The organism is Nonomuraea sp. CA-143628 (genome assembly GCF_050942315.1).
Lineage (GTDB): Bacteria > Actinomycetota > Actinomycetes > Streptosporangiales > Streptosporangiaceae > Nonomuraea.
Genome location: NZ_CP192072.1, coordinates 12,324,513 through 12,336,161, shown reverse-complemented (window position 1 = coordinate 12,336,161; position 11,649 = coordinate 12,324,513). Strand labels below are relative to the sequence as shown.

The following is an 11,649-nucleotide window of genomic DNA, read 5'->3' as shown; positions in this document are numbered from 1 at the left end:
TCTCGACTACTTGCACATATATCGTTATTGCGAGCTATATGCATTAGCGACCGTAGAGGAGCCAGACATGGGTGACTACACCCTTCCGGACATGCCCTACGACTACGCGGCGCTGGAGCCCGCGATCACCGGGGAGATCCTGGAGTTGCACCACGCCAAGCACCACGCCGCCTACGTCAAGGGCGCCAACGACACCCTGGAGAAGCTGGCCGAGGCCCGGGACAAGGGCGAGTTCGGCGGCCTGGTCGGCTTGGAGAAGACCTTCGCCTTCAATCTGTCCGGCCACGTGCTGCACACGATCTTCTGGCAGAACCTGTCCCCGGACGGCGGCGACCGCCCCGACGGCGAGCTGGGCGCGGCCATCGACGAGCACTTCGGTTCCTTCGACGCCTTCGCCAAGCAGCTCACCACGGCCACCGCGACCGTGCAGGGCTCGGGCTGGGGCGTGCTGGCCTGGGAGCCGCTGGGGCGTCGGCTGGTGGTCGAGCAGGTCTACGACCACCACGGTAACGTCGGCATGAACACCACTCCGCTGCTGGTCTTCGACGCCTGGGAGCACGCGTACTACCTGCAGTACCGCAACGTGCGCCCGGACTACGTCGAGAAGCTCTGGGACCTGATCAACTGGACCGACGTCATCTCCCGCTTCCAAGCCGTCCGCGGCGCCTGACCCATGACCGCGGCGCCCGCCCGCCGGCTTGGTCCAGCTAGTCGGGCGGGCGCCGCCTGCGCCGGGACCGCCGTGGTCCCAGGCGGTTACCGCAGGCCCAAAAAGAAAGAATCACCTCATGGCAGAAGGTATCTCGACATTTCAGGCCACCACGGATGACGGAGACGTGGTGGGGGAGATCCACGCGGAGTCCTGGAAGGTGGCCTACGAAGGCTTCTTCGACCCGGAGTACTTCGCCGAAGCCGTACGGAGCCGGCGCGAGAAGTGGCACGCCACGCTCGCTGACGGGCAAGGCACCATCCTGATCGCCGCCCTGGATGGACGGCCGCTGACCTTCTCCTACTTCGGTCCCTCGCCGACGCGGCCAGGAGACGCGGAGATCTTCGGTTTCTACAGCCATCCCGACGGGTGGGGCACCGGCAGCGCGGGCGCCCTGATCGCCGCCTCCTTGACCAGGCTGCGCGAGGAGGGCTTCAGCGGGGTGCATCTGTGGACCCTGCGCGACACACCCCAGTCACGCCGCTTCTACGCCAAGAGCGGCTTCACCGAGTCGGGTGCGGCCCGCAAGCATGATTTCGGTGATGGCAACCCGATCGAGCAGGTCGAGTACGAGCTGCGCTTCCGCTGATCACGCCTCTCTGCGGGCGATGCCGCACAGTGCGGCCGCGAGCCGGTCCACATCGTCGGCGGAGGTGAACAGGGCCGGGGTGACGCGTACGGCGGCGCCGCCGGTGATCCCGGTGCGGGCGACGGTGAAGATCCGGTGCCGGGTCATGAGCTCGTCGGCGATGGCCTGGTTGTCGGCCTCGGAGGTACGGCGGCGCAGCCGCATGGCGGTGATGGCGCCGTACATGTCGGGCTCGTCCGGCGTGAGGATCTGCACGGTGGGGAGGTCGCGCAGCTGGTGGACCCAGCGATCACGCAGGAAGCGCAGCCGAGCCTGCTTGACCTCGGCGCCGAGGGTGTCGTGGAAGTCCAGGGCGGTGTCGGCGGTGAGGAAGGGGGCGACGTTCATGGTGCCGGAGTGCACGCGGGAGCGGATGTCGCTTGCCGGGTAGGTCTCGTCGGCGTAGAGGGGGTCGATGTCGGCCAGGCGCTGGGCGCGGATGTAGAGGAACCCGGCCCCCAGCGGTACGTTCATCCACTTATGCAGGGAGAAGGCGGCGAAGTCGGCGTCGAAGTCGGGCAGGGTGAAGTCGAGCTGTCCCCAGGAGTGGGCGGCGTCGACGATGACGTCGACGCCGTACTGGCGGGCCATGGCGACGATCTGGCGCACCGGCGTGACCAGGCCGGTGCGGTTGTTCATGTGGCTGAGCAGCAGCAGTTTCACTTTCGGGTGCTCACGTAGCGCGCGCTCGTAGACCTCCAGCACCGCCTGGCGGGTGGGAGGCTCGGGGATGACGATCCGGGTGAGGTGGACGCCGCGCCGGGCTTGGAGCCAGTTCATCGCGTACTGGGCGCTGTGGTAGTCCAGGTCGGCGTACATGATGCAGTCGCCCGGGCTCAGTCGGCGGTAGCCGGAGATCAGGCTCTGCAGCGCCTCGGTGCCGCCCCGGGTCAGTGCGATCTCGTCCCTGGTGACGCCGAGCAGCGTGGCGATGCGGTCGCGGACCTGGTCGGCTCGCGGCTTGTACGCGGTGCGCAGCAGGTGGGAGCCGCGCTCGTTGAGCTGGTCGATGTTGCGCTGGTACGCCAGCCGGACCGGCTCGGGCATGATGCCGTAGTAGCCGTTCTCCAGGTTGACGAAGTCGGCGCTTACCTGGAACTGGCGGGCGACGGCGGCCCAGAAACTCTCGTCCCGGGCCAGCTGTTCAGGGGTCAGACCGCCGCCGGGCACGGTCAGCGCCTCAGCCGGGGCTGGGCAGGCCACGGCTGGGCCTGAGGGCGTCACGGCTGGGGCGGGGCGGGTCTCGGCCGGGACTGAGGGCGTCACGGCTGGGCGGGTCGCGGCGCCGGCGGCCAGCGCGCCGAGCCCGGCGAGGATCCGGCGTCGGGACAGGGTCATGCGGGACTCCACCTGATATCAGCGCGATTCACGCGAGGCGCGAATGTCCACCGTAAATCGCGGTACGGGAGAAATGGCCGTACGGTAGGACGCTCTTTCCCCCATGTCGGTGAACGGGCCATCGACGCGCCCGCGAAACCGGATGACGGCACGAGCTTTACCGGAAGCATTGCTATTGCGGGGCGCGTCCGGCTGCCTTTCGGGCACTATCACCGGTGATGCTTGCGACACGAACGCTCCGTTCGCGCCGACCGGCCGCCCGTGGCACCGGCCGGCTGCTGACGCACGCGGTGTTCGCGATCGCCTTGGTCATCAGCGTGGTGTTCGCCCATGGCGGCGCGTGCGCGGCCGTGGAGCTGTCGGAACCGGTCGCCCACAGCGCTCAGCCGGCCGGTGGAGGGGGCTCCGCGTTCGCTCACGGCGCTCATTTGGCGGCCGGAGGGGTCTCTCCGGTCACGCACGGCGTCCGCTGCCTGCATCGTGACCTGCCCATGGGCCATGTACACGGAACCGAGCAGGACCGCTCGGCCACCCATCCCACCGGCGTGCCGATCTTGCCGGCCGGGCTGGTGGTCATACTGCCCTGCCCGGCCGCACCGCGAACCGCCAGGGCCGCTTCGTCGTCCGCCGACATCGGCCAGGGGGCCAGGCCCGATCAGGAAAGCGTGATGCGCGTATAGGCCAGGACTGCGTCTGCTTTCGTCGTCCACTGCCCGCCCAAGTTCGCGGCCATATCGTCGTGCCGTGAATTTCGCGTATTCTTCGGGGATTTTATCCATGTCATCACCAGCAATATTCGCGCGTCCGCAAGACTCCACCCTGGCCCTCACTGTCGGCAATACGCCGCTGGCGTTTATTTCGGAGCCGTTCGTACCGGGGGGAGGGGGATTCTGGGCCAAGCTCGAAGGCTTCAACCCGGGCGGCATCAAGGACCGGCCCGCGCTGCACATGGTGCGCCAGGCCCGAGCCCGGGGAGAGCTCGCGCCGGGCGCGACGATCATCGAATCGACCAGCGGCACCCTGGGGCTCGGCCTGGCCCTGGCCGGCATCGTGTTCGGCCACCCGGTCGTGCTGGTGGGCGACCTCGGCATGGAGCCGCTGATGTGCCGGCTCCTGACCTCCTACGGCGTCCGCCTGGAGATCGTCACCGAGCCGCACCCGGTCGGCGGCTGGCAGCAGGCCCGCCGGGAGCGGGTACATCGCCTGCTCGCCGACCTCCCCGGCTCCTACTGCCCCGACCAGTACAACAACCCCGACAACGTCGGCGCCTACGCCGGGCTCGCCCACGAACTGCTGGCCCAGCTGCCGCACATCGACGTGCTGGTGTGCTCGGTCGGCACCGGCGGGCACAGCGCGGGCATCTCCGAGGTGCTGCGCCGCCACTTCCCGCACCTGAGACTGATCGGCGTCGACACCGTCGGCTCCACCATCTTCGGCCAGCCCGCCCGGCCCCGGCTGATGCGCGGCCTGGGCTCCAGCATCCACCCGCGCAACGTCGCCTACGACGCCTTCAGCGAGGTGCACTGGGTCAGCGCCGCCGAAGCGGTCTGGGCGTGCCGCGCCCTGGCCGCCCGGCACTACATCTCAGGCGGCTGGAGCACCGGCGCGGTCACCCTGGTGGCCCGCTGGCTGGCGCGTACCACCCCCGGCCAGACCATCGTCGCGATCTTCCCCGACGGGCCCTGGCGATACTGGAACACCATCTTCGACGACGAGTACTGCCGGCGGCACGGCCTGCTCGACACGACCCCGGCGGAGGAACCGGACCTCCTGCCGGCGCCGAGCGAGCGGGAGGTGCACCACTGGACGCGTTGCACCCACGTGATGGACCCGCTGGCAGGAACGCGATGAACGGCACACTGCGGCAGTTCCGCTCCTTCGACCGGCCGATCCAGCTGCTGCAGATCAACCAGCTGGGCATCAACCTCGGCTTCTACATGCTCATGCCCTATCTCGCCCAGCACCTGTCGGCCGCCGCCGGGCTGGCGGCCTGGACCATCGGGCTGGTCCTGGGCCTGCGGAACTTCAGCCAGCAAGGCATGTTCCTGATCGGCGGCACCCTGGCCGACCGGCTCGGCTACAAGCCGATGATCATGGCCGGGTGCGCGCTGCGTACGATCGGGTTCGCCCTGTTCGGGCTGACCACCTCACTGCCCTGGCTGCTCGCGGCAGCGGCCGTGACCGGCTTCGCCGGGGCGCTGTTCAACCCGGCGGCCCGCGCCTACCTGGCCGTCGAGGCCGGCGAGCGCAAGGTGGCGGCCTTCGCCGTGTTCAACGTGTTCTACCAGGCGGGCATCCTGCTCGGCCCGCTGGCCGGCATCGCCCTGATGAGCGTCGGCTTCCCGGCCGTGTGCCTGTCCGCGGCGGCGATCTTCGCGGTGCTGACCGTCCTGCAAGGCGCGCGCCTTCCGGCCCGGCGCCCTTCGGCGGCGGAGCACCAGCCGGTGCTGCGTGAGTGGCGCGCGGCGTTCGGGAACCGGGCGTTCGTCTCCTTCGCCGCGGCGATGATCGCCTCGTACGCGCTGTCGTACCAGATGTACCTGGCCCTGCCGCTGCAGGTGCAGCGCTTCGGCGGCGGCGAGTCGGGGGTGATGGCGCTGTACGCCGTCTCCGCGCTGCTCGGCATCGCCGGGCAGGTGCACCTGACCACCTGGTGCGCGGCGCGCTGGAGTCGCGGTCAGGCGATCAGCCGCGGTCTGGCGCTCATGGGGCTCGCCTTCCTGCCGCCGGCCGTGGCGGCGCACCTGCCTCTGGCGCCGGTGTGGGCGATGCTGCCCGTGCTCGCCTGCACTCTTCTGCTCACGGTCGGCACGCTGATGGCCTTTCCCTTCGAGATGGCCACCATCGCCGACATGGCGGGAGATCGGCTGATCGGTACGTACTACGGGATCTACAACCTGGCGTCCGGCGTGGGCATCCTGGCCGGCAACCTGGTCGCGGGCGCCCTGCTCGACGCGGCTCGTACGACGCGGCTGGCCGCTCTGCCCTGGCTGCTGCTGGCCGTCGCCGGGCTCGCCTCCGCGGCCGCCGTCAGACGACTGGACCGGCGCGACCGGCTCACCCCCGTCGGCCAGGTGGCCACCGCCACCTGACCAGTCGCTCACAGAGGGCGATCAGGGCGCGGGCGGTGAGAGGGCGCTGAGCTTGTCCACGGGCGGACCGCCGGGGACGACGGGTCGCGGGAGGGGATTGGCGGCCGCGGACAGGGCCGGTGCCGCCAGGAAGATCGCGGCGACGAGCGCGGCGGTTCGAGCGACGAGAGGGAGAGCGCGCATGCTGTGCACCTTTCATCGTGCGGCGGGTGTCTGGCCTTTGACCAGGCCATATGCACTCAAGGTAATCGATCAACTACGCATAGTAAAGGACTGGAAAAAGAATCTTTCCCTCGGGACATTTGCCGCCATATTCGCTTATGATCCGCTAATGCTGAACGGCGCGAACCACTGACTGATCACCCGCACCTTTCCGGACGACGGAGGGATGACGGCGACATAAATGGCCCCGCTCTTCATGGTGAGCTTGGATTTGTAGAACGCGCCGCGGCTCAGTGCCTTCCAGCCGGGCTGTGACAGCCCCAATTGCGCGGCGCCGGGGCGGGCGGTGAAGGTGTCCTGTTCGCGCATGCCGTACCAGACCACGGCACCGCCGGCCGATGTCTTGAGGGCGAAGATCTCCGGTGCGAGTTGCGGCTGGTATTGGAGATTCCACTGACCCTGCGCCTTTTGCCGGTCGCTCCGCAGGCTCGCCACGAGTTTGGTGGTGTAATCGCCGGCCGCGAACACCTGCTTGGCGCCCGCGTCCGCGCCGAGTGTGCCCATCAGGCGCGCGTGCGCCGTGGCCGCCTGCCGGGGTGAGACGGCGAGGCCGCCGCGCTCGTCCACGTTCAGCGCGGTGGCGTAGCCGTTGCCGTCCTTGGCGATGGCGGGTGGTTGTGTCGCGGAGGCGGAGACCACGCGCCACCCTTCGGTGGTCTGCTGGAAGATGAGTTGCGTCCAGTTCGACCCGGTTTTGTACTCGGCCAGGAACCAGTCGCCACTCGCCGGGATCGCGAACCGGGACTTGTCGACTCCGGCGCGGCCTTTCCTACGCTCGCCGGTCAGCGCGTCCATCCGGGCGTCGGCGTTGGTCAGCTGCAGCGAGAGTCCGGCTTCTGCGGCCTCCCAGCCCTTGCCTTTCGAACTCGCCTGCTTGGCCAGGCGCTCGTACCGATCGAGAATGTTCTTGGCCTCGGAAGGGGAGACCGATGCACCGGCAGGCAGCGGATTCGCGGTCGCGCCGCCCGCGAATGCCGGTGCCGCCGGTTCGCCGCCGCCATTGCACGCGGCGACGCCGGAAAGCGCGAGGACAATGGCCGAATAGCGGATCCTCATGGCAAGTCTCCGGAAAGTCGATTGCCACGAAGTACGCAGTGCGCCCTGATCCAGGTTCACCGGTATACCCAATCGGCAAGTTCAGGCGGAATCGCCGCGCGTTCTCTTCCGATCCGGAGAAAGAAACGTGGGCAGCAGTCCCCGGGGCAGGAAGAGTACGACGAGGATGAGGACGAGCGCGTAGACCGCGTATGACAGCACGCTCGGCGCGTACGTCGGCATCCCCGGCAGGTTCGCGACCCGGTCCAGCCCCTGCACGAGCAGCGTGATCGCGGTGGCCCCGACGACGGCTCCCCAGATCGTGCCCAGTCCGCCGACGACGGCCATGACGATGTACTGGATCGAGATGAGCACCGGGAACGACCCCGGCGCGACGTACCCGGTGTAGAAGCAGTAGATCCCACCCGCCAGGCCGGCGAAGGCGGCCGACAGCGCGAACACGACGAGCTTGTAGCGGCCGACCGGGATCCCGGCGGAGGCGGCGGCGGTCTCGCTGGTGGCCAGGGCACGCAGGGCCCGGCCGGGCCGGGAGGCGATCACGTTGTGCGTCACGAGCATCACCAGGGCCAGACCCGCCCACGTCAGGTAAGCGTAGGCGGACGCGCTCTCCGCCTCGACCGAGCCGATGCCGAACCGGGGGATGGCCTGCAGCCCGATGTCGCCGCCGGTGAAGTCCAGCTGCCCGGCCAGGGAGAGGAGGATCAGCTGCATGGCCAGGGTGGCGAAGGCCAGGTGGTGGCCGCGCAGCCGCAGCAGCGGCGTACCGATCACGAGGGCGAACGCCGCCGCCGCGACGGGTGCGGCGATCAGCCCGATCAGGGGCGGTACGCCGTTCAGCGCGAGCAGGGCGGCGGTGTAGGCGCCGATGGCGTAGAAGGCGCCCTGGCCCAGGGAGACCTGCCCGGCGTACCCCATGAGCAGGGAGACGCCGACCGTGACCATGGCCGCCAGGCCGAGCAGGATGTACACGGCCAGCGAGCTGTCGTCGAGGACGGCGGGCAGGACGAGCGTGACGGCGGCGATCAGCAGCCCGGCGGCCGCCCGCTTCACGCCGTCTCCTGGTGGATCGTCGATCGGCGGCTCGCCTGTACGACCATGACGACGAGCATGAGACCCAGAGCGACCTCCAGCTGGTGAGACCCGTAGCCGTACCCCGCCGCCATCGTCTCGGCGACCCCGAGCAGCAGCGCGCCGCCGAGCGCGACGCCGGGGCGGGTGAGCGCGCCGAACACGGCGGCGGCGAAGCCGTTGACGATGAGCGTGACGTCGGTGTCGAACGAGATGGGCCGCAGCGGCGTGACCAGCACTCCGGCGATGCCGCCGAGCAGCCCGCCCAGGGCGAAGGCCAGCAGGCCCATCAGCCGGGTGTCGATGCCGATGACGCGGGCGGCGAAGGGGTTGGAGGCGCACGCGGTCAGCGCCTTGCCCAGGTAGGTACGGCCGAAGAACAGGACGAGCAGGACGAACGTCGCCGCGGTGACGGCGATGACGAGCAGGTGCTGCGTCTGAACATGGGCCCCGGCGATGGTCACCGAGCCGGCCAGGCCGGGGGCCGAGCGCGGCTGGTCACCCCACAGGACGATCTCGACGGCGTACGCGAGGACCCCCACGCCGAGCGTGACGATGAGCGACGACAGCGGGGTGGTGTCCCGTTTGCCGGTGGCGGCCAGGCCGGTCAGCAGGCCCGCGAGCGCGGCGACCAGGACGGCGGCCACCTCACTGACGCCGTGGGGAACCCCGAGCCCCAGCAGCGAGGAGGTGCAGAGCCCGGCGACGACAGCGAAGGTGCCCTGGGCGAAGTTGACCACCCCGGTGACCCGGTAGATGGTGACCAGCCCGCTGGCGATGAGCGCGATCGCGCACCCGACGGCCAGGCCGTTGAGCAGGTAACCGATGAACGCGCTCATGTGATCGCCCCGCCCAGGTACGCGCCGGCCACGCGCGGGTCGTCGGCCAGCTCGGCGCACTCGCCCTCGGCCACCACGCGCGCGGATTCCAGGACGTAGGCCCGCTGGCACAGCTCGAAGGCCAGCCGCGCGTTCTGCTCGATGAGCAGCACCGTCAGCCCATGCGTACGGTTGAGCTCGACCAGGTGTTCGGCCAGCTTGGCGGTGGGCAGGGGAGCGAGCCCCAGCGACAGCTCGTCGACCACGAGCACGTCGGGCCGCGCCATCAGGGCCTGGCCGAAGGCCACCATCTGCTGTTCGCCGCCCGACAGCACGCCCGCCCGCCTGCCGGCCAGCTCGGCCAGCTGAGGCAGCAGCTGGTAGACGAACGACGGGTCGCGCTGCCGGGAGCGCCAGCCGCCGAGAGCGAGATTGTCGGCGACCGACAAATCCGGAAACACCTGGCGGCCCTCGGGGATGAGCGCCAGTCGGCCGTCGATCCGCACGGTCCCGGAGGCCGGAGTGAGCAGGCCCGCCAGGGTGTTGGCCAGCGTCGACTTGCCCGCGCCGTTCGGGCCGAGCAGCGCGACCATCTCGCCGCGCCGTACCGAGAGCGTGACGTGATCGAGCGCGGTGGCCGCGCCGTACGAGACGACCAGGTCGCGGACGTCGATCATGAAGCCTGTCCGAGATAGGCGGCGAGTACGAGCGGGTCCGCGCGCACCTCGGCGGGGGAGCCGTCCGCGATGACCCGCCCGAGGTCGAGGACGACGACGCGGTCGGCGAGCCGGGTCACGAAGGCGACGTCGTGCTCGATGAGCAGGATGGTCAGCCCGCTCGCGCGCAACTCCTCGACCAGGGCGGCGAGCCGTTCGCGCTCGCCGCCGCGCAGCCCGGACGCGGGCTCGTCGAGCAGCAGCAGCCGGGGCCGCGCGCACAGGGCGCGGGCCAGCTGCAGCGCGCGCTGCTGGCCGATCGGGAGCTGGTCGGCGGGCCGGTCCGCCCACTCGGCCAGCCCCACCCGGTCGAGAGCGAGGTCCGCCTCGCGGGCGATCTCCCGCTCGTCGGCGCGATGCCGTGGCAGCCGCAGTGCCGCCGAGACGAACCCGGCCCGGGTACGGCTGTGCGTCCCGACCATGACGTTCTCCCTGACCGTCATGCCGCGGAACACCCGGGCGCCCTGGAAGACGATGGACATGCCCAGCCGGGCCCGGCTGTGGGGCGCCAGCCGCTCGACCCGGCGCCCGAGGAAGGCGATCTCGCCGCGGTCGGCGAGCAGGTGGCCGGTGATGAGGTTGAACAGCGTGGACTTGCCCGCGCCGTTGGGCCCGATGATCCCGCACACCTCGCCGTCCGCGACGCTCAGTGTGACGTCGTCGACGGCGTAGACGCCTCCGAAGGAGCGCGATATCCCGGTGACCGCCAGCACCGCTACTCCGCGGCCACGGTCTTGGCGAGCTGCGCCTTGGCCCACGGGGTGGTGATGAACTGGCCGTTCTTCACGGTGTTGACCGAGATGTACTCGGGGGAGAGCCCGGAATGGTCGGTGGGGGAGTAACGGAAGCGGCCGTTCGGGGTGACCAGGTCCATGGTCTCCAGCGCCTGCTGGATCTTGGCCTTGTCGGTGCCGCCCGCCTTCTTGATCGCCTCGAACAGCAGCAGGCTCGCGCTGTAGCCGTCCTGCGCGAACTGCGGCGGCGGATAGCCGTACTTCTGCTGGTACGGCTTGGCCATCTGCTCGATGACCTGCTTCTGCTTGCCGTCGGGTAACTGCTCGCCCACCACGCCGATGGCGCTCTGCACGGTCATCCCCTCGGCCGCGGCGCCCATCGGCTCCAGCCAGAGCTTGCTGGCCTGGGAGGCGGTCAGGAACAGCGGCACCTTCAGCCCCGCGGCGGCGTACTGCTTGGCGGCGGTGACGCCGGGCGCGCCGGAGCCCCAGAAGACCAGCGCCTCGGCGGCGGAGCCGCGTACATGGGTGAAGAGCGGGCTGAAGTCGGAGGTCGTGGTCTCGTACGGCTCGTCCACGGCGATCTTGACGCCGTACTTGGGGGCGAGCGCGACCATGGCCTTGTGCCCGGACACGGAGTAGGCACTCTTGGAGTCGTAGGCGACCGCGACCGTCTTGAGGCCGGTGGCCTGGAGGTATTGCAGGTAGCGCTCGGCGTACATGCTGGACAGCGCGGGGGTGACGAAGACGTACGACTTGATCGGCTCGACCTGCTCCTGGGCGGGTGCCAGCGACAGGTAGGGCATCTTGTCGCGCTGGGCCAGGGGCTCGATCGCCAGTGCCGAGTTGGAGAAGACCGGGCCGATCAGCGCGTCGATCTCGCCCTTGATCTGGTTGTAGGCCACGATGCCCTGGTCCGGCGCGGTCTTGTCGTCGCGGGCGACGAGCTCCACCTTGCGGCCCAGCAGGCCGCCGCCGTTGTTGATCTGCTCGACGGCCAGCTCGACGGCCTTCTTGTCCTCGCTGCCGAGTGGGGTGTAGTTGCCGGTCAGGGAGACGATGAGGCCCACCTTGATGGGGCCTTGAGTGTCGGATCCGCCGCCGCCACCGCTGCCGCACGCGGCCGTGGCGAGAACGAGACAGGCCAGGGACGGGAGAAACCTGTGCATCAGGACCTCCAGGACCGCGAATGTGGCCCTGAATGTAGGCAGGGCCTTTACGCCTGTCAATAGAGTGCCCAACATTGTGATCAGGAGGACGTTGGGCAG

At 69.7% G+C, this 11,649-nt stretch carries 13 protein-coding genes; 5 read left to right on the top strand and 8 right to left on the bottom strand.

The features are described 5' to 3' along the window. Positions 1-67: 67 nt before the first annotated feature. Together ACQP2T_RS55815 and ACQP2T_RS55810 are read left to right on the top strand one after the other, a co-directional pair. The gene (locus ACQP2T_RS55815; protein ID WP_433512841.1) at positions 68-670 is read left to right on the top strand and encodes a superoxide dismutase; all 603 of its coding nucleotides are present in this window, start codon (positions 68-70) and stop codon (positions 668-670) included. Between the two features lie 118 nt (positions 671-788). Continuing rightward, a complete protein-coding gene (locus tag ACQP2T_RS55810; RefSeq protein WP_433512840.1) occupies positions 789-1,298 on the top strand; it encodes an N-acetyltransferase family protein in 510 nt (169 codons plus the stop codon). On the opposite strand, the gene ACQP2T_RS55805 is transcribed toward ACQP2T_RS55810, so the two are convergent. Further along, entirely contained in the window at positions 1,299-2,675 is a 1,377-nt protein-coding gene (locus ACQP2T_RS55805) for an aminotransferase class V-fold PLP-dependent enzyme (RefSeq protein ID WP_433512839.1), read from the bottom strand. A 218-nt stretch (positions 2,676-2,893) separates the two neighbouring features. On the opposite strand from ACQP2T_RS55805, the gene ACQP2T_RS55800 reads away from it, so the two are divergent. From ACQP2T_RS55800 to ACQP2T_RS55790, 3 genes are all read left to right on the top strand, one after another. Next, a complete protein-coding gene (locus tag ACQP2T_RS55800) occupies positions 2,894-3,355 on the top strand; it encodes a hypothetical protein (protein ID WP_433512838.1) in 462 nt (153 codons plus the stop codon). Positions 3,356-3,452: 97 nt separating this feature from the next. Then, positions 3,453-4,526 (top strand): PLP-dependent cysteine synthase family protein, encoded by a 1,074-nt coding sequence (locus ACQP2T_RS55795; protein WP_433512837.1) that lies wholly within the window; start codon positions 3,453-3,455, stop codon positions 4,524-4,526. Beyond that, entirely contained in the window at positions 4,523-5,767 is a 1,245-nt protein-coding gene (locus ACQP2T_RS55790) for an MFS transporter (protein ID WP_433512836.1), read from the top strand. The genes ACQP2T_RS55795 and ACQP2T_RS55790 overlap by 4 nt, the downstream gene beginning before the upstream one ends. A gap of 21 nt (positions 5,768-5,788) precedes the next feature. Here the strand turns inward: ACQP2T_RS55790 and ACQP2T_RS55785 are convergent, their stop codons facing one another. The 7 genes from ACQP2T_RS55785 to ACQP2T_RS55755 form a co-directional block, all read right to left on the bottom strand. Beyond that, on the bottom strand, positions 5,789-5,950 hold the full coding sequence (locus ACQP2T_RS55785; RefSeq protein WP_433512835.1) for a hypothetical protein: 162 nt from the start codon (positions 5,948-5,950) through the stop codon (positions 5,789-5,791). A gap of 135 nt (positions 5,951-6,085) precedes the next feature. Continuing rightward, positions 6,086-7,045: a hypothetical protein gene (locus ACQP2T_RS55780; protein WP_433512834.1), complete on the bottom strand. Its 960-nt coding sequence runs from the start codon at positions 7,043-7,045 to the stop codon at positions 6,086-6,088. Positions 7,046-7,126: 81 nt separating this feature from the next. Next, positions 7,127-8,095, bottom strand: a complete 969-nt coding sequence (locus ACQP2T_RS55775) for a branched-chain amino acid ABC transporter permease (protein ID WP_433512833.1) — start codon at positions 8,093-8,095, stop codon at positions 7,127-7,129. After that, on the bottom strand, positions 8,092-8,952 hold the full coding sequence (locus ACQP2T_RS55770; RefSeq protein ID WP_433512832.1) for a branched-chain amino acid ABC transporter permease: 861 nt from the start codon (positions 8,950-8,952) through the stop codon (positions 8,092-8,094). The genes ACQP2T_RS55775 and ACQP2T_RS55770 overlap by 4 nt, the downstream gene beginning before the upstream one ends. After that, the gene (locus ACQP2T_RS55765; protein ID WP_357959745.1) at positions 8,949-9,608 is read right to left on the bottom strand and encodes an ABC transporter ATP-binding protein; all 660 of its coding nucleotides are present in this window, start codon (positions 9,606-9,608) and stop codon (positions 8,949-8,951) included. The genes ACQP2T_RS55770 and ACQP2T_RS55765 overlap by 4 nt, the downstream gene beginning before the upstream one ends. Continuing rightward, positions 9,605-10,360 carry an ABC transporter ATP-binding protein gene (locus ACQP2T_RS55760; RefSeq protein ID WP_433512831.1) on the bottom strand — a complete coding sequence of 252 codons (756 nt, stop codon included), beginning with the start codon at positions 10,358-10,360 and terminating at the stop codon, positions 9,605-9,607. Before ACQP2T_RS55760 ends, ACQP2T_RS55765 begins: the two co-directional genes overlap by 4 nt. A gap of 2 nt (positions 10,361-10,362) precedes the next feature. Further along, on the bottom strand, positions 10,363-11,550 hold the full coding sequence (locus ACQP2T_RS55755; protein WP_433512830.1) for an ABC transporter substrate-binding protein: 1,188 nt from the start codon (positions 11,548-11,550) through the stop codon (positions 10,363-10,365). Positions 11,551-11,649 lie beyond the last annotated feature (99 nt).